Origin of the sequence: Streptomyces sp. CMB-StM0423 (assembly GCF_002847285.1) — a bacterium.
Taxonomy (GTDB): domain Bacteria; phylum Actinomycetota; class Actinomycetes; order Streptomycetales; family Streptomycetaceae; genus Streptomyces.
In genome coordinates this window covers 3,255,473-3,271,530 of record NZ_CP025407.1, presented here as the reverse complement: position 1 = coordinate 3,271,530, position 16,058 = coordinate 3,255,473, and the positions used below count along the sequence as shown (strand labels likewise).

At 72.9% G+C, this 16,058-nt stretch carries 16 protein-coding genes and 2 tRNA genes; 8 read left to right on the top strand and 10 right to left on the bottom strand.

The window, feature by feature from the left end; genetic code table 11:
* Positions 1-66: 66 nt before the first annotated feature.
* Both CXR04_RS13990 and CXR04_RS35870 read left to right on the top strand, forming a co-directional pair.
* A complete protein-coding gene (locus CXR04_RS13990; RefSeq protein WP_101426360.1) occupies positions 67-1,386 on the top strand; it encodes an MFS transporter in 1,320 nt (439 codons plus the stop codon).
* A gap of 807 nt (positions 1,387-2,193) precedes the next feature.
* Positions 2,194-2,331, top strand: a complete 138-nt coding sequence (locus CXR04_RS35870; protein WP_159072317.1) for a hypothetical protein — start codon at positions 2,194-2,196, stop codon at positions 2,329-2,331.
* 104 nt (positions 2,332-2,435) lie between these two features.
* On the opposite strand, the gene CXR04_RS13980 is transcribed toward CXR04_RS35870, so the two are convergent.
* Complete coding sequence (locus CXR04_RS13980) at positions 2,436-2,969, bottom strand: ATP-binding protein (RefSeq protein WP_107497107.1); 534 nt, start codon at positions 2,967-2,969, stop codon at positions 2,436-2,438.
* 152 nt (positions 2,970-3,121) lie between these two features.
* Here CXR04_RS13980 and CXR04_RS13975 point away from each other — a divergent pair, with 152 nt between their 5' ends.
* Both CXR04_RS13975 and CXR04_RS13970 read left to right on the top strand, forming a co-directional pair.
* Positions 3,122-4,354 carry a helix-turn-helix domain-containing protein gene (locus CXR04_RS13975; protein WP_101422381.1) on the top strand — a complete coding sequence of 411 codons (1,233 nt, stop codon included), beginning with the start codon at positions 3,122-3,124 and terminating at the stop codon, positions 4,352-4,354.
* A complete protein-coding gene (locus tag CXR04_RS13970) occupies positions 4,351-4,875 on the top strand; it encodes a flavoprotein (protein ID WP_101422379.1) in 525 nt (174 codons plus the stop codon). The genes CXR04_RS13975 and CXR04_RS13970 overlap by 4 nt, the downstream gene beginning before the upstream one ends.
* Before the next feature lie 181 nt (positions 4,876-5,056).
* Here CXR04_RS13970 and CXR04_RS13965 read toward each other — a convergent pair whose 3' ends face one another.
* The 8 genes from CXR04_RS13965 to CXR04_RS13930 all read right to left on the bottom strand — a co-directional run bounded on the left by CXR04_RS13965 (position 5,057) and on the right by CXR04_RS13930 (position 9,242).
* Positions 5,057-5,464 carry a YccF domain-containing protein gene (locus CXR04_RS13965; protein ID WP_101426358.1) on the bottom strand — a complete coding sequence of 136 codons (408 nt, stop codon included), beginning with the start codon at positions 5,462-5,464 and terminating at the stop codon, positions 5,057-5,059.
* 148 nt (positions 5,465-5,612) lie between these two features.
* A complete protein-coding gene (locus tag CXR04_RS13960; protein WP_101422377.1) occupies positions 5,613-7,067 on the bottom strand; it encodes a DHA2 family efflux MFS transporter permease subunit in 1,455 nt (484 codons plus the stop codon).
* A gap of 88 nt (positions 7,068-7,155) precedes the next feature.
* Positions 7,156-7,704, bottom strand: a complete 549-nt coding sequence (locus tag CXR04_RS13955; RefSeq protein WP_101422375.1) for a TetR/AcrR family transcriptional regulator — start codon at positions 7,702-7,704, stop codon at positions 7,156-7,158.
* A gap of 89 nt (positions 7,705-7,793) precedes the next feature.
* On the bottom strand, positions 7,794-8,228 hold the full coding sequence (locus CXR04_RS13950; RefSeq protein ID WP_047017514.1) for a MaoC family dehydratase: 435 nt from the start codon (positions 8,226-8,228) through the stop codon (positions 7,794-7,796).
* Positions 8,229-8,234: 6 nt separating this feature from the next.
* A complete protein-coding gene (locus tag CXR04_RS13945) occupies positions 8,235-8,687 on the bottom strand; it encodes a MaoC family dehydratase N-terminal domain-containing protein (protein WP_101422373.1) in 453 nt (150 codons plus the stop codon).
* A 107-nt stretch (positions 8,688-8,794) separates the two neighbouring features.
* Positions 8,795-8,959 carry a 50S ribosomal protein L33 gene (gene rpmG / locus CXR04_RS13940; RefSeq protein ID WP_004571794.1) on the bottom strand — a complete coding sequence of 55 codons (165 nt, stop codon included), beginning with the start codon at positions 8,957-8,959 and terminating at the stop codon, positions 8,795-8,797.
* Positions 8,960-9,050: 91 nt separating this feature from the next.
* Positions 9,051-9,123 (bottom strand) — tRNA-Met (locus CXR04_RS13935).
* Between the two features lie 46 nt (positions 9,124-9,169).
* Positions 9,170-9,242 (bottom strand) — tRNA-Thr (locus tag CXR04_RS13930).
* Between the two features lie 354 nt (positions 9,243-9,596).
* Between CXR04_RS13930 and CXR04_RS13925 the strand changes: the two genes are divergently transcribed.
* The 3 genes from CXR04_RS13925 (at position 9,597) to CXR04_RS13915 (ending at position 13,709) form a co-directional block, all read left to right on the top strand.
* A complete protein-coding gene (locus CXR04_RS13925) occupies positions 9,597-10,943 on the top strand; it encodes a hydrolase (protein ID WP_101422372.1) in 1,347 nt (448 codons plus the stop codon).
* Positions 10,944-11,157: 214 nt separating this feature from the next.
* Complete coding sequence (locus CXR04_RS13920; protein WP_101422370.1) at positions 11,158-11,823, top strand: SDR family oxidoreductase; 666 nt, start codon at positions 11,158-11,160, stop codon at positions 11,821-11,823.
* Between the two features lie 290 nt (positions 11,824-12,113).
* Complete coding sequence (locus CXR04_RS13915; RefSeq protein ID WP_101422368.1) at positions 12,114-13,709, top strand: amidase family protein; 1,596 nt, start codon at positions 12,114-12,116, stop codon at positions 13,707-13,709.
* A gap of 34 nt (positions 13,710-13,743) precedes the next feature.
* Here the strand turns inward: CXR04_RS13915 and CXR04_RS13910 are convergent, their stop codons facing one another.
* Positions 13,744-14,418 carry an ArsR/SmtB family transcription factor gene (locus tag CXR04_RS13910; RefSeq protein ID WP_101422366.1) on the bottom strand — a complete coding sequence of 225 codons (675 nt, stop codon included), beginning with the start codon at positions 14,416-14,418 and terminating at the stop codon, positions 13,744-13,746.
* A gap of 65 nt (positions 14,419-14,483) precedes the next feature.
* Between CXR04_RS13910 and CXR04_RS13905 the strand changes: the two genes are divergently transcribed.
* Positions 14,484-16,031, top strand: coding sequence for an isocitrate lyase/PEP mutase family protein (locus CXR04_RS13905; RefSeq protein ID WP_101422364.1), 1,548 nt, complete (start codon positions 14,484-14,486; stop codon positions 16,029-16,031).
* Positions 16,032-16,058: the final 27 nt, after the last annotated feature.

Genomic DNA, 16,058 nt, shown 5'->3' with positions numbered 1-16,058 from the left:
TCAGGCATTCTTTCCGCGCGCGCGGACTCCGCGTCCCCGGCGCGCGCATGGCTGGTGCTGTGCTGCATGGCCACGCTGCAGCTCCTCATCGCGGTCGACGTGACCGTGGTCACCATCGCCCTGCCGTCGATCGGCGCGGACTTCGCGGCCGACGACCGCCAACTGACCTGGGTGGTCGTCGGATACACGATCACCGGCGGCGGGCTGCTCATGCTCGGCGGCCGGCTGGGCGACGTCCTGGGCCGTCGCCGCGTCCTGCTGTCCGGCACCGCGCTCTTCGGCCTCGCGTCGCTGCTGGCGGGGCTGGCGCCGTCGTTCGCCTGGCTCGTGGCGGCCCGGCTGCTCCAGGGCGCGGGCGAGGCGGTCGCGCTGCCGGCGGCGATGGCGGTGGTGGTGCTGATGTTCCCGGAGGGCCCGCGGCGGTCGCGGGCGCTGAGTGTGTGGGGAGCGGTGGCGAGTTGCGGGCTGGTGCTGGGGTTCGTGCTCTCCGGGGTGATCACGGAGTTGTTCGGATGGCGGTGGATCTTCCTGGTGTCCGTACCGTTCATCGTCGTCGTCCTGGTGGCGACGCTCCTCCTCGTACCGGCAGATCCGCCGCCCGCCCGCACCCCGATGGACCTGCCCGGCTCGCTGCTGCTGACCGCGGCACCGCTGCTGTTCGCGGTCGGAGTGGTGGAGGCGGGGGAGGGCGACGGGAGGGGGTCGTGGCTGCCGCCGGTGTCCCTGGCGGGCGCGGCGCTCGCGGCGGCGGGGTTCGCCGCGGTGGAACGCCGCTCGGCGAACCCGCTGGTGCCGCTGGGGTTCTTCCGCAACGGCCCGCGGGTGAGGGCGAACCTGGCGACGGCGCTGCTGAGCGCGGGACTGTCGACGTCGTTCCTGATGTTCACGTACTACTTGCAGGAGCACCGGGGCCTCAGCCCGCTGGAGGCGGGCCTGACGATGCTGCCGCTGGCGTTCACGCTGATCTGGGCGTCGGTGCTCGTGCCCCGGCTGCTGGGCCGCTGGGGGGCGCGGATGTGCGCGCTGACGGGGATCGGGCTGACGGGGCTGGCGTTGCTGCTGCTCGCGGTCGTGACCCACGTCGAGGGGGGCCCGCTGGCGATGATCCCGGCGATGCTGCTGATCGCGGCGGGCCTGGGCTTCGGGATCATCGGCCTGCAGTACGCGGCGGTGAGCGGGGTGACGGAGTCCGACGCGGGCATCGCCTCGGGCGTCCAGCGGGCGGCGGACCAGTTGGGGGGCGCCACGGGGGTCACGCTGTATGTGGGGGTGGGGTTCGCACCGGGGGTGGGGGCCGGGAACCCGTTTGTGATGAGCAGTGTGCTGGCGATGGGAGGGCTGGCGGCGGCGGGGGCTGTGGCCTGGCGGATGGGGGCGGGGCGGTAGCCCGGGCCGTGCCGGGGCCGGGCCTACGGATCGAACGGGTGGGGGACGGGCTCAGCCCCGGGGCTAGCGGACCCGCCAACTCCGCCTAGTTCCCCAAACCTCTGCCCGGGAACCCGGGAACCCGGGAACCCGGGAACCCGGGAACCCGGGAACCCGGGAACCCGGGAACCCGGGAACCCGGGAACCCGGGAACCCGGGAACCCGGGAACCCATTTCCCCTCACACCCGCCCAAGGGTATGCGCCTGGCCTGACAACGCGGGGGGCAGTGGGGCGTTGAGCTGGTACGTCGTGTCTGTGCGGGGCGGGTGCGGGGGTACGGTGCCGGGCGGGCGGTGGTGCGTTGGGGTGCCGGTGTACGGGGGGTGTCGGCGAAGGGAGAAGGGGCGTCGCAGGGACTCCCCCCGGGCCACCCCGCTTTTGAGTGCGTGCCGATGGGCAAAAGTCGGCCCGTGGGGGTGATTTGCCCTGATTTGTAGAGGGTGTTACCGCGAGTTTGTCTCGGCGGGGTTCATCGGGTGGTGGTCGTCACCTGTGGGTGCGTCTCGGTGGGCAGAAGTCGGGTCGCCTGGGCGGTTTGGGTGGGTATTCGGGGAGGGTTACCGCGAGTCTGTCCCGGTGGCATTCGTCCGGGCGTTCTCGGTGGAGGTGGTCCCGCACGAGGCAGCCATTCGGGCGGCGCGGCCCTGGACACGGCGACCGCGCCCTGCCCGACCCGGCCCCCCGCGGCCCTGCCCGACCCGGACCCCGCCGCGGCCCTGGCGGCAGCGGCCCGCGGCGCCTTCACGGCGGGCCTGCACACGGCGGCGGTGGTGATCGCGGTACTGGCGGTGGCGACGGCGGCGGTGGTGGCGACGCTCCTGCGGCGGGTCCCGCCGATCACGGGGAAGGAGACGGGGCGGGAGGAGGAGATGGTGCTCATGGACCACGAGCCGACACCACAGTGATGAGAATGCCGAAACCCGGAGCCTGGATTGAGGAGGCTCCGGGCTTCGGCGTGCGGGAGGGAAGACGGCAACACTCAGTCGCCACCGAGGGGACCAAGCCGCACTCAACGCGCATTCAACCCGGAACAAGTCACCGTCGCCCACACGCACTTCCCAACCCCACTCCGCTCCTCCACCCCCCACCGCTCCGCCAGTTCCGCCACCAGCGCCAGCCCGTACCCACCGGACTCATCCGGCACCCGCGGCACCGGCAGTTGGTCACTGGCATCGTGCACCTCGATCCGCACCCCGTCCTCCACCACCAGAAACCGCGTACGAATCTCCCGCCCCGGCGACACCCGCGCATGCACGACGGCGTTAGCCACCAACTCCGACAACACCGCCACCGCCGCAAACTCCAACTCACCCAAACCCCATGCCGCCAACGCCTTCCGCAACTGCGCCCGAGCCAGCCCCACACACCTCCGATGCCGCCTCCACTGCCACACCACCACCTCTCCCTGACCGGACTCGGGCCCGCGGAGTGCGCGCGGTGCGCCGTCTGCCGAGAGTTCGCCCTCGGCCGTATCGGCAGACGCATGTTCCCTTTGGCGGTCGGACGGCAGTAAGCCGAATGTCCGTGTGACACGCTTGCCCATGTCGACGCTCCTTGTCAGCGTTCGCCACGCCCCGGGCCGTCACCACGGTCGCGGGGGTCTGTGCTATCGGTCTGCTGGGAACGTAGGTCGGGTACTAGCGTGAGCAGGCACGCACAATGCGTGCATCGACGCCGAAACTCCGGGGAGCCTGGATGGACGGTCGCGGAATCGGGCGGCGCATTGCCTACTGGCGCGAGCGTCGCCGCCTGACGCAGGCCGATTTCGGCGCCCTGATGGGGCAGTCCCGGCGCTGGGTGCAGGACCTGGAGTCCGGTGCCCGCCAAGCCGACCCACGGCTGTCCGTACTGGAATCCGCCGCCCACGTTCTTCAGGTACGAATGGACGTGCTGCTCGCCGATGAGCCGAACGCCGAGTGCATCGACGCGGTGGAACTGGCGACGATCCGGGTCACGTTGCAGCGCTACGACGTTCTGACCGGCAGCCCCGATCCGGGTCTGCGGCCACCGCTGGCGCCGGGCGAGCTACGCCGACGGGTCGCCCACGGCTGGGCGGCTTTCCAGGTGGGGCACTTCGCTTCGCTCGGACGAGTGGTACCCGAACTCCTCATCGAGGCGAATCGTGCCGCGGCGCAACTGGAAGGGGACGATCAGCGCGCCGCCTTCCGGGCGCTGTCCATGACCCTGCAACTTATCGAAGCTGCCGGAATCAAGTACGGGGATACCGAACTCGCGATGACTGCTGCCCACCGGGCGGTGACCGCCGCGGAACGTTCAGAGAACGCGCTCATTGTGGGGTCGGCCGCCAGACGAATGTCCGAAGCGATGACCCACCATGGTCAGGCACCAGCCGCAGCCGCATTCGCCGTTGCTGCGGCGGATCGGCTTGAGCGTACGGTGCCCCAGCGCGATGACGACGGCTTGTCCGTGCTCGGAATGCTCTATCTGAAGGCGGCCATGGCCGCAGCCGCAGCAATTGCGAACGACACACCGACGGCTGTCGCCGCCACCCCCGAACTCTTCGACCGGGCCGCCGAACACGCGGACTGTCTCGGCCGTGACGACAACCGGCTGTGGACTGCGTACGGACCCACAAACGTCGCATTGCATCGCGTAGCCGCGCACGTGCAGCTCTCCGAGGGCGCAGACGCCATCGCGGTCTCCGAGACCATCCCCGCCGCGGCCCGCGACGCCCTGCCGCGTGAACGTCGCGCGCACTTCCTCACCGATCTCGCGCTTGCCTACGGGCAGGCCGGTCGTCGTGAGAAGGCGGTCGACACGCTGCTGGCGGCGGAGCGCGAGGCAGCAGAGGAGGTGACCTGCCGGCCACGTACCAAGCAACTCGTGGAGAACCTCCGCCTGCTCGGCGTCGGGAACGCAGAGGGCCGCTTGATCTCGCTCGCGAAACGCTGTGGACTGCCCGGGTGACTCAGACGCTGTACCTCATCGCTTGCGCCGCACCCCCCGCCCGCCGGCTCCCTACCGGCATCCGCGCCGCGCAGGAGGCGGGTTGGGACGTGTGCTGCATCCTTACGCAGTCCGCACACCGCTGGAACGCGGACGTCATCGAGGACCTGCGCGATCTGACCGGCCACCCGGTGCGCCATGCGTACAAGCACCCGGACGAACCCGACGCGCTGCCCGCACCAGACGCCATCCTCGTCGCCCCGGCGACCTTCAACACCCTCAACAAGTGGGCACTCGGCATCTCCGACACCCTCGCCCTCGGCCTGATCACCGAAGCCATCGGCCTGGAACTCCCGCTGGTAGCACTCCCGTATCTCAACCGCGCCCAGGCCGCCCACCCGGCCCTGGACCGAAGCGTGGCCTTCCTACGGGACAACGGCGTCAGCGTGCTGCTGGGAGAGGAAGGCTTCATCCCACACGAACCGAAACACGGAAACCTGGACGCCTACCCCTGGCAGACAGCCATCAACGCCCTGCCGTAGAGGAAGCAGCCGCCACCCCTCATGCCGGATGGGGCGTTCCGGCTTCGCGGTGTGTAGCGGGGGTCACCACAAGCGGGCGGCCCGACGCATCCGGTTTCCTTCGCCCCGCACACACCCTCCCCGGCCTGGCCCTTCGCTGGCCGGGGAGCCCACGGCGTACGCGCGGGGAGCCCTCCCCGGCTCAGCGCGGGGCGTAGCCGAAGCGTTCGTCCGTGGAGACGATCTCGCGGCCCAGGGGCATCAGGGAGATCGGGATCAGCTTCAGGTTGGCCCAGCCGAAGGGGATGCCGATGATCGACAGGAAGAGCGGGATGCTCGTGAGCAGGTGGCCCAGCGCCAGCCACCAGCCGGCGAAGATCACCCAGATCACGTTGCCGACGACCGAGGGCGTGCCCGCGTCAGGTCGTTCCACCGTCGTGCGGCCGAATGGCCACAGTACGTAGCCGGCGATACGCAGGGACGCGACGCCGAAGGGGATCGTGATGATCAGGATGAAGCACACTACGGCCGCGACCGTGTAGGCGATCGCCATCCAGATCCCGCAGAAGATCAGCCACAGGACGTTCAAAAGGAGGTTCAAGGGCTTCATGATCGGCACCTCTCCCGGACACTCGCTTTGATGCGGTCCCTCCGTACCAATTATCGGCCCGTCCGCCGCCAGGAGGGAAACGCAGCGCGTACGGGACCGCCCCGCGCCCGGTGAGGCGCGGGGCGGTTCCCCAGGAGCGCGAGCCCGGTCAGACCCCCACCGGGGTACGGTCCTCCTTCGACGCCGCAAGCGGCGCGCCCGCCGCCCCCGGGCCCCGGTGCTTGTGGATCAGCAGCGCCAGCAGAGCCCCCAGCCCCACCCCCGCCGCGCCGACCCACAGCGCCGGGGTCAGGCCGTCGACGAAGCTCTGGCCCGTCTCGTAGCCGCCCTGGGCGGAGAAGACCGCCGCCAGCAGGGCGATGCCCAGCGCGCCGCCCAGTTCGCGCAGCGCGTTGTTCGCGCCCGACGCGATGCCCTGCTCCTCCGGGGCGACGCTGGACAGGACGACGTTCGCGGAGGGTGCGAAGTACATCGCCATGCCCACGCCGCTCACCGTCAGCGCCGGCAGTATCGACCCGTACGAGAAGCCCACCTCGACCGCCACCGCCCACAGCACCAGCCCCACCGCCTGCAGCGCCAGACCGGCCGCGATGATCGGCCGGCCGCCGATGCGGTCGGAGAGCGCGCCGGCGATCGGGGTGACGATCAGCGGCATCGCGGTCCACGGCAGCATGCGCAGGCCGGCCTCCAGCGGCGAGTAGCCGCCGACGCCCTGGAGGAACTGGCTGAGCAGGAAGATCGAGCCGAACATCCCGACGAACATCAGCACGCTCGCCGCGTTGACGGCGCTGAAGCTGCGGTTGCGGAAGAGGCGCATGGGCAGCATGGGGTTCGCGGCGCGCAGCTCGTACGCGACGAAGGCGGTCAGCAGCACCGGTGCCGCGATCAGCCCGGCGAGGACGGGGGTGGCGGTCCAGCCGTCGGCGTTGCCGCGGACCAGGGCGTAGATGAGGCCGAAGAGCGCGGTGCTGGCGAGCACGGTGCCGGGGATGTCGAGGCGGTCGTTCGGGCCGTGGCTCTCGGTCAGCTTCAGCCGCACCAGCGGGATGAGGGCGATGCCGACGGGCACGTTCAGCCAGAAGATCCAGTGCCACGAGATGTGCTCGGTCAGCGCCCCGCCGACCAGCGGCCCGGACGCGACGGCCAGGCCCTGCACCGCGCCCCAGACGCCGAGCGCCATGCCGCGGCGCGCCGCGGGTACGGCGGCGGAGAGCAGGGTCAGCGACAGCGGCATCAGCAGCGCGGCGCCGACGCCCTGCACGGCGCGGGCGGTGACCAGGCCGTCGATGCCGGTGGAGAGCGCGGCGGCGGCCGAGGAGGCGGTGAAGATGCCGATGCCGACGGCGAACATCCGGCGGCGGCCGAAGCGGTCGCCGAGCGAGGCGCCGAGCATGAGGAGGACGGCGAAGGTGAGCGTGTACGCGCTGACCGTCCATTCGAGGTCCTCCATGCCGCCGCCGAGGTCGTCGCGGATGGCGGGGAGCGCGGTCGTGACGACGAGGTTGTCGAGCGCGCCCATGAAGCTGGCGAGGCTGGTGAGGAGCAGGGCCCAGAAGGTGGGGCCGAGGCGGCGGCGGTCGCCGGTGCGGACTGGGGCGGACATGGGGTTCCCTCCGGATTAGTTATTAGTCAATAACTTTCGCGGGCATGCGTGTGCGGCGGACGGGCCGGGTGTGGTGGGGCTGGGTGCGCTAGGTGCGCGGCAGGGCGTCCGGCCAGAAGCCGTCCCACACCCGTTCCCGCGGCGCGTAGCCGAGGGCGACGAAGGTGTTGATCAGCATCCCGTACGCGAGGAATCTGGCTGCCGTGTCGGCGTCCCCGCCGAACGTCAGCAGGGCGAAGTCGTAGAGCTGGTCGGACCAGGCGGCCCGGATCGGCTCGCCGAACTCGTGGTCGCCCGCCGACTCCGCCGTGGCCACCGCGACGTACATCTGCATCTGCATCATCAGGCGGTCGCGGTCCTCGATCAGCCGCTGGTACGCCACGGCCATCGCCTTCTCCTCGGTGCCCGCCGGCGCCTCCTCGGCGGCGGCGCGGAGGACGGCCGCGGTCTCCTCGATGCAGCGCAGGGAGGCGGCGAGGAAGATGGCGCGCTTGTTGGGGAAGAGGCGGAAGAGGTACGGCTGCGAGACGCCGACCCGCTTGGCGATCGACTCGGTGGACGTGCCGTGGTAGCCGCCCCGGCCGAACTCCGTGATCGCCGCGCGGATGACGCTCTCGCGTCGCTCCTCTGCGCTCATCCTTGCCATGGGAAGTAAGTTATTGGTTACTCACTAACTTGTCAACCTCAGGGCTCACGCACTCCCGTACGGGCCCCGCCCCGGGTCCGCTACGCCAGCCTGACCACGGCCCGCGACATCCCCAGCACCTTCTGCCCGGCGCTCGTCGCCGTCAGATCCACCCGGACCGTACGCGCCTCGTCGTCCAGCTTCTGCGCGACCTTGCCCGACACCTCGATCACCGCGCCCACGCCGTCGTCCGGCACCACCACGGGCTTGGTGAACCGCACGCCGTAGTCCACCACCGCGCCCGGGTCGCCCACCCAGTCCGTGACCACCCGGATCGCCTCGGCCATCGTGAACATGCCGTGCGCGATCACGTCCGGCAGCCCGACCTCCTTGGCGAACCGCTCGTTCCAGTGGATCGGGTTGAAGTCCCCGGACGCGCCCGCGTAGCGCACCAGCGTCTCGCGGGTCACCGGGAACGACTGCGCCGGCAGCTCCGTACCGGCCTCGACGGCGTCGTACGCCACCTTCGCCACCATCGGCCCTCAGCCCTCCTCGGCGGCGCGGGCCACCAGCTTGATGATCGTCGTCACCACGTGCTCGCCCGCCTCGTCGCGGACCTCGCCGCGCACGTCCATGATGTCGTTCCCGGCCATCGACCTGATCGACTCGATCGTCGACGTCACGGAGAGCCGGTCCCCGGCCCGTACCGGACGGCTGTACGCGAACTTCTGGTCACCGTGCACCACGCGGCTGTAGTCCAGCCCCAACTGCGGGTCCTCGATCACCTGTCCCGCCGCCCGGAACGCGATCGCGAACACGAACGTCGGCGGCGCGATCACGTCGGGGTGGCCCAGGGCCTTCGCCGCGTCCGGGTCGGTGTACACGGGGTTCGCGTCGCCGACCGCCTCCGCGAACTCGCGGATCTTCTCCCGGCCCACCTCGTAGGGGGCGGTGGGCGGATAACTCCGGCCCACGAAGGACTGATCGAGCGGCATGAACCCTCCTGTCGCGCGGGCGGGGGTGGGGAGACGGGCGCCGGGTGTGGAGTGAAGCGCGGCGAACCCCTCGTCCCGGGTGGGACGAGGGGTTCGATGGCCTGCGTTCAGCGAGTCTCGCGGTGCGCCGTGTGGGCGTTGCAGCGAGGACAGTGCTTCTTCATCTCAAGACGGTCCGGGTCGTTGCGCCGGTTCTTCTTGGTGATGTAGTTCCGCTCCTTGCACTCCACGCAGGCCAGCGTGATCTTCGGGCGGACGTCTGTGGCAGCCACGTGAGTGCTCCTTGACGAACGGACAACTTCTTCAACGCAGAAAGAGTAGCCGATCGAAGGTCCGAGCCTGCAATCGGCTACTTGAGGTGAGTAGCGGTGACCGGACTTGAACCGGTGACACAGCGATTATGAGCCGCTTGCTCTACCGACTGAGCTACACCGCTGCGATGCTCTGCGCCTCCCAGGATAGCGAGGTGCGAACCGCATCAGAGCCCCAAAACGGAATCGAACCGTTGACCTTCTCCTTACCATGGAGACGCTCTGCCGACTGAGCTATTGGGGCGAGCGATGAAGACACTACACGCTGAGCGGCCGAAGGTGAAATCAGTAACCCTCCCTTGATCGCGCCCGCTCGAACGCGCCGATCACCGCCTGTGGGCGGACCCGCGCCGCGGGTGGGCGGGACCTGCGGCGCCTGTGGGCGGGAGCTGGGCCGCGGGTGGGCGGGACCTGCGGCGCACGTGCGTGGGGCCGGTCGGTTGCCACGCCGATACGACTTTTCCCTCCTCCACGGCGTGCGCGTCCGCCCCGCCTAGGCTCGTTTGCGCCGATTGCTTCAGTCTGATGGCTTCTGATCATGGCTGTGCGATTTTGCTCACACCGTGGATGTTTACCCTGACCTGCCCGCAGGAGTCACATGCCCACCAGTCATCCCCCGCAGCAGCCCCGGCACGGGTCCGCACAGGGGAGTGAGGGAACACCTGTGCTGTGCGGCGCGCGGCTCGCGGACGGCCGGACGGTGGACGTACGTCTCGGGGGCGGCCGGATCCTGGCGGTGGGGGCGGCGGGGAGCCTGGCGGGTCCGGCGGGCGGGTGCGGGGCGCGGGTGGATCTCGGGGGGTACGTGCTGCTGCCGGCGCCGGTGGAGGCGCATGCGCACTTGGACGTGGCGTTGACGGGGGTGGGGGGCGTGGGCGGTATCGGTGTGGATGCCGGTGCTGGTGCCGGTGCGGGTGCCCGGGGGGTCGGCGGGGGTACGGGGGCTGGCGGTGCCGGTGTGCAGCGGCGGGCCGTCGAGGCCGCGCTCCTCCAACTCGGGCACGGCGCCACCGCCTTGCGCACACATGTACGGATCGGCGGCGGCGCCGGGCTCGACGGCCTCCGCGCCGTGCTCGCCGCCAGGGCCGCGCTGCGGGGGCTCGCCGACGTCGCCGTGGTCGCCGCGGCCCCGGTGCTGACCGGTGTCGCGGGGGCCGGGGGGCGGGCGCTGCTCCACGACGCCGTCGCCATGGGCGCGACGGCGGTCGGCGGCTGCCCGGACCTGGACCCGGACCCGGCGGGCTATGCGGAGGTGGCGCTGCGGGTGGCCGCGGAGCACGGGTGCGCGGTCGATCTGCACTGCGACGGTACGGATCCCGCACGGCTCGACCGGGTGGCGGCGGTGGCGGGGGAGCTGCGGTGCGGGGTGGCTGTCGGGCCGTGCGGCGGGCTGGCGCGGGTGCCGTACGAGACGGCGGCGGGGGTGGCCGAGCGGCTGGCGGGTGCGGGGGTGGCGGTGGTGTGTCTGCCGCAGGGGGACTGCGGTGCGGTGCGGGGGGTGGGCGGCGGCGGTCCGGCTCGCGGCGCGCGGCCGTTTGCGTACGCCCCCGTGCGGCTGCTGCGCGCCGCCGGCGTGCGCGTCGCGGCGGGGACCGGTGCCGTACGCGACGCGGCGAACCCCGTGGGGCGCGGGGATCCGCTGCAGTCCGCGTACCTCCTCGCCTCGGCGGGCGAGGCCGATCCGGCGGCGGCGTACGCGACGGTGGCCGGGCAGGCGCGCGCGGTGCTGGGGCTGCCGGAGGTGCGGGTGGAGGCGGGCTTTCCGGCGGAGCTGCTGGCGGTACGGGGCGACTCGGTCGCGGGTGCCCTGTCGCTGGGGTACAGCCGGATCGTGATCCATCGCGGGCGGGTGGTGGCCCGTACGAGCGCGGTACGGGAGTACTGCGACTCCGGAGCCGCGGACCTGGACCTGCCCCGCCAGGGCCTGCGACGTACGGCGGGCTGAGGGGCCGGCTCTTCAGGTGAGGGGCGGGCGGCCGCGGGGACGGCTGTGGGGAGGGGACGGGCGGCCGCGGGCTGGCCGTCGCTGTCAGAGGAGGCGCATACCCTTGGGCGGGAGTGCGGGTGACGGCTGACGGGTGACGGTTGACGGGGGGTCACCGGTCCGCCGACTGCCGCACGGCGCGCGTTTCGGGCGGTCAGGCGTTACGGTCGGAGCCATGCGCATCGTCATCGCTGGAGGACACGGCCAGATCGCCCTGCGGCTTGAGCGGTTGCTCGCCGCCCGGGGCGACGAAGTCGCGGGGATCATCCGCCGCCCGGAGCACGCCGACGACCTGCGGGCCGCCGGTGCCGAACCCCTCCTCTGCGACCTGGAGTCCGCGGGTGCCGACGAGGTCGCCCGGCTCCTCGAAGGCGCCGACGCCGCGGTGTTCGCCGCCGGTGCGGGACCCGGCAGCGGTGAGGCGCGCAAGGACACCGTCGACCGCGGTGCCGCCGTGCTCTTCGCCGACGCCGCAGTGGCGGCCGGGGTGCGGCGCTTCGTCGTCGTCTCGTCCATGGGCGCCGGCAGCGAGCCTCCCGCAGGCGGGGACGCGGTGTTCTCCGCGTACCTGCGGGCGAAGACCGCCGCCGACGAGTACGTGCAGGCCCGGGACGGCCTGGACTGGACGATCCTGCGCCCCGGCATGCTGCGCAACGACGCCGGTACCGGCCTGGTCAACCTCGCCGCGAAGACGGGCCGTTCGGCGATCCCGCGCGACGACGTGGCGGCGGTGCTGGTCGCGCTGCTGGACGAGCCCCGGACGGTGGGCCTGACACTGGAACTCGTCGAGGGCGACACCTCCGTGCTGGACGCGGTCGCGGCGGTGGCGGCCAAGGAGTAGGCCCAGCCGACGGAGTCGGCGATTCCGGCGGGCCGCGTCCTGCGGGCCGTACGGGACCGCCGCGTAGGCGCCGCCGGATCGCCGCGCCCGCGCGGCCCGTTGAGCCTGCGCCGCCCTGGTGCGCACCGCCTCGCGTACGCGCAGCCGGTCCTTACGGGAACGTTGCCGTGCGTCCTCCGCGCGTACGGGATCGCCCCCGTCGCCTCACCCACGCACCCGCCCCCCGTCACCCCCCGCCCATACCGCCAGGCGCCCTTGTGCTCCCCCCAGGGCTGTAGTGCGCTGTGGCCATGGGGAACAGGAGCACCGCCACACTCGTCGCCGTCCTCGCCGCCGGAACCCTCCTCGCCGGGCCCGGCGGCCTGCCCGGCCCGTCGGCCACCGCCCAAGCCGCCGAAGCCGCCCCACCACCCAGCACCCCCGCCGCCCTCGGGGTCGACCTCGACACCGTCACCATCCCCGAGCTGCAACGCCGCATGCACCGCGGCTCCCTCACCTCCGCCGCCCTCACCCGCGCCTACCTCCGCCGCATCGACGCCGTCGACCCCAAGCTCGACTCCGTTCTCCGCACCGACCCCACCGCCCTCCGCCAGGCCGCCGCCAGCGACGCGCGGCACCGCCGCGGCCAGACCCGCGGGCCCCTCGACGGCATCCCCGTCCTGCTCAAGGACAACATCGACACCCGCGACCTGCCCACGACCGCCGGCTCCCTCGCCCTCGCAGGACCGCCGCCCGCCGATGACGCCGCGCTCGTGACCCGCCTCCGGGACGCCGGCGCCGTGATCCTCGGCAAGGCGAACCTCTCCGAGTGGGCCAACTTCCGCGCCGCGAAGCCGACCTCCGGCTGGTCGGCCGTCGGCGGGCAGACCCGCAACCCGTACGTCCTCGACCGCAACCCCTGCGGCTCCTCCTCCGGCTCCGCCGCCGCCCTGGCCGCCTCCCTCTCCCAGGTCGCCATCGGCACCGAGACCGACGGCTCCATCGTCTGCCCGGCCGGGATGACCGGCGTGGTCGGGCACAAGCCGAGCCTCGGCGTCGTCAGCCGGGACGGCGTGGTCCCCATCTCCGCCGAGCAGGACACCGCGGGGCCCATGGCCCGCAACGTCACCGACACCGCGCTCACCCTCGCGGCCCTCGCCGAGGACGAGTCGGTACGGGCCTCCCTCCCGTCGTACGCGGCCCTCACCCGCCCCGGCGCCCTGCGCGGCAAGCGCATCGGCCTGTGGCGGCTGCCCGCGCTCGGCCCCGGGGTGGACGCGCTGATGACCAGGACCGCCGGGGAGCTGCGGCGCGCGGGCGCGGAGGTCGTGGAGGTGACGCCGCCGTATCAGGACCGGCTCGGGGAGCTGGAGTTCCCGGCGCTGCTGACCGAGTTCCACCGGGACATCGGCGCCTATCTCGCCACCCGCGAGGGCCCGCCGGACCTCGCCGGGCTGATCGAGTTCAACCGTACGCACCCGGAGGAGCAGACCTGCTTCGCCGGCCAGGAGCTGTTCGAGGAGGCGCTCGCCGCGCCGCCGCCCACCGACCCGGCGTACCGGGCGATGCGCGCCGAGCTGAACGACCTCTCGAAGCGCTCCATCGACGAGACCATGGCCGCCGGCCGCCTCGACGCCATCGCCGCGCCCACCAACCCGCCCGCCTGGACCACGGACTGCGCGCGCGGCGACGACGACGTGATCCCGTCGTCCACGCCGGCCGCGGTGTCGGGGTATCCGTCGCTGTCGGTGCCGGCCGGGTTCGTCGGCGAACTGCCCGTCGGGCTGCTGCTGATGGCCGGCGACCGGCAGGACGGCGAGCTGCTGACGCTGGGTGCGGCGGTGGAGGGGCGGCTGGACGCGTGGCGGGCGCCGCGGTATCTGCCGTCGGTGGCGGCCGAGGATTGAGGAGCTGTGGCGTGAGCAGCCGGCGTGCTGCCGGCTATACCTCGGCGCCCAGATGTTTCCTGAACGCCTCGGCCCCCCGCGGCGTCACCTTCACCGCGCGCCCGGACCCGACCCGCCGCACCCACCCCTGATCCAGCGCGGTGGCGCACAGAGCCGCGCCCAGCGCTCCGGCGAGATGGGGCCGGCGCTCCGTCCAGTCCAGGCACGCCCGTACGAGCGCCCGCCGGGAGCCCGGCGGCCGCTCGTAGCCGAGGGTGTCTGCCAGCCAGGACCGGCCGTCCGCGGTGACCGCGACCCCCGAGTCGGTGGCGACCAGGCCCCGGGCGATCATGGCGTCGGCCAGGGCCACGCCCAGTTGCCCCGCCAGATGGTCGTAGCAGGTGCGGGCCCGTCCCTCGGCGCTGAGCCGCACCGACTCGCGCAGGCTCCGCGGGTGCGGGGTGTCCGGGGCGTACGGGGCGACGGCTTCGATCAGGGCGGCCGCCTCCGGGCCGGCCAGCCGGACGTAGCGGTGCCGGCCCTGGCGTTCCTCGGCCAGCAGCCCGCCCGCGATGAGCCGCGAGAGCTGCGCACTGGCGGTCGAGGGCCGCACCCCCGCGTGCCGGGCGAGTTCGCCCGCCGTCCAGGCGCGGCCGTCGAGCAGCGCCTGGCAGAAGGCGGCCCGGGTGCGGTCGGCGAGGAGTCCTGCGGTCTCGGCGAGTGGAGGCATGAGGCCATGATGGCGCAGGGATGGTTCGGGGATCGCCGAACCGTTCCGGACCTAGCGTCGGGGCCATGACGCATACGACGCATGAGTTCGACCGCTACGCCGACATTGCGGCGGCGCTCGCCGATCCGGCGCTCGTCCCCGAGCTGCCGGCCGCGGCCGGCGGTCGGGCGGGAGCCGGCATGGCGTGGTTGCGCGGCACCGTGGCGCGCTTCAGCTCCGGTGAGGCGCACCGGCGGCGGCGGGCCCTGGTGGAGGCCGAGCTGGCCCGACTGGAGCCCGCCGCGCTGCGGCGGGCGGTTCCGGCAGGGCCCGAGGGGGAGGTCCGGGTACGGGTGGTGCGTACCCTCGCCGAGGCGCTGGGGATGCCGGAGCCCGGGGCGGTCGCGGAGGCGGTGACCGTAGTGGCCGGGGCCTACTTCGGAGGCGGCGACGCGGACGCGGACGAGGCGGTGGAGTGGCTGGTGGCGCAGATGGCGCTGCCGCCGGCGGACGAAGCCGCTCTGGAGGCCGCCGCCAACCGCATCGGGCTGCTGGTGCAGGCATGCGCCGCGACGGCTGCGCTGGTGGAGGCCGCGGCCGGCGGCGACGTTCCGCTGGCCCGGCTGCTCCGGGAGGTGCCGCCGGTCGCGGCCATGCGCCGGGTCGCCGCCCGCGCCACCCGGGTCGCCGGCCGGGAGATCGCCGAGGGCGACGTGGTGCTCCTGGACCTGGCGACCGCCAACCGTGCGCACCCCGTGCCCCTCGCCTTCGGTGCGCCGCCGCGGGTCTGCCCCGGCCGGGCGCACGCCCTTGCCCTGGCCGACGGCCTGCTCCAGCGGCCGCGGACCGCCTTCGCCCGTCTCCACGATCGGGCAGCCCCGCTGCTGCTGCCCAATGCGTGGGACCACGCCTCCGCGGCCGTGCTGGCGGCGCGGGGCTTCGAGGCGATCGGCACCACGAGTCTCGGCGTGGCCGCGGCGGCGGGGCTGCCGGACGGGGCGGCGGCGACTGTCGCGGAGACCCTGGCGCTGGCCCGCCGGCTCGGACGGGGCTCCTTCCTGTTCACCGTCGACGTCGAGGGGGGTTTCAGCGACGACCCGGAGGAAGTGGCCGAGCTGGCCCGCAGCCTGTACGACGCGGGCGCCGCCGGGATCAACCTCGAAGACGGGCGTCCGGACGGCACCCTCGCCCCCGTGGAACTGCATGCCGCGAAGATCGCCGCGGTCAGGGGCGCCGTGCCCGCGCTGTTCGTGAACGCCCGCACCGACACCCACTGGCTCGGCTGCCGGACGGACGAGACCGGGACGCGTCTCGCTGTGTACGAACAGGCCGGTGCGGACGGGGTGTTCGTGCCTGGGCTGTCGGAACCGGACGGGATCGCCGCCCTGACGGCGACCCTCAACGTCCCGCTGAACATCCTGTACGCACCGACCGGACCCACCCTCGCCGAACTGGCCGCGCTGGGCGTGCGCAGGGTCAGCCTCGGCTCCCTGCTCTACCGCGATGCCCTGGCGGCGGCCGTGGCCACCGCGAGTGCCGTCCGCGACGGCCTGCCGGTGGCGCACGCGACCCTCTCCTACGCGGAGGTGCAGGCCCTGGGGGCGCGCGCCGGGACGCCGCCGAGTTCCCCGTGATGCGTACGGGGCGGGACGGCAGCACGC

Bases quoted from the DNA above. Each gene is read 5' to 3' on its own strand.
- CXR04_RS13990 (WP_101426360.1), top strand. From the start codon at position 67: ATGGCCACGCTGCAGCTCCTCATCGCGGTCGACGTGACCGTGGTCACC.
- CXR04_RS13980 (WP_107497107.1), bottom strand. From the start codon at position 2,969: ATGGGCAAGCGTGTCACACGGACATTCGGCTTACTGCCGTCCGACCGC.
- CXR04_RS13975 (WP_101422381.1), top strand. From the start codon at position 3,122: ATGGACGGTCGCGGAATCGGGCGGCGCATTGCCTACTGGCGCGAGCGT.
- CXR04_RS13965 (WP_101426358.1), bottom strand. From the start codon at position 5,464: ATGAAGCCCTTGAACCTCCTTTTGAACGTCCTGTGGCTGATCTTCTGC.
- CXR04_RS13960 (WP_101422377.1), bottom strand. From the start codon at position 7,067: ATGTCCGCCCCAGTCCGCACCGGCGACCGCCGCCGCCTCGGCCCCACC.
- CXR04_RS13955 (WP_101422375.1), bottom strand. From the start codon at position 7,704: ATGAGCGCAGAGGAGCGACGCGAGAGCGTCATCCGCGCGGCGATCACG.
- CXR04_RS13950 (WP_047017514.1), bottom strand. From the start codon at position 8,228: ATGGTGGCGAAGGTGGCGTACGACGCCGTCGAGGCCGGTACGGAGCTG.
- CXR04_RS13945 (WP_101422373.1), bottom strand. From the start codon at position 8,687: ATGCCGCTCGATCAGTCCTTCGTGGGCCGGAGTTATCCGCCCACCGCC.
- CXR04_RS13925 (WP_101422372.1), top strand. From the start codon at position 9,597: ATGCCCACCAGTCATCCCCCGCAGCAGCCCCGGCACGGGTCCGCACAG.
- CXR04_RS13920 (WP_101422370.1), top strand. From the start codon at position 11,158: ATGCGCATCGTCATCGCTGGAGGACACGGCCAGATCGCCCTGCGGCTT.
- CXR04_RS13915 (WP_101422368.1), top strand. From the start codon at position 12,114: ATGGGGAACAGGAGCACCGCCACACTCGTCGCCGTCCTCGCCGCCGGA.
- CXR04_RS13910 (WP_101422366.1), bottom strand. From the start codon at position 14,418: ATGCCTCCACTCGCCGAGACCGCAGGACTCCTCGCCGACCGCACCCGG.
- CXR04_RS13905 (WP_101422364.1), top strand. From the start codon at position 14,484: ATGACGCATACGACGCATGAGTTCGACCGCTACGCCGACATTGCGGCG.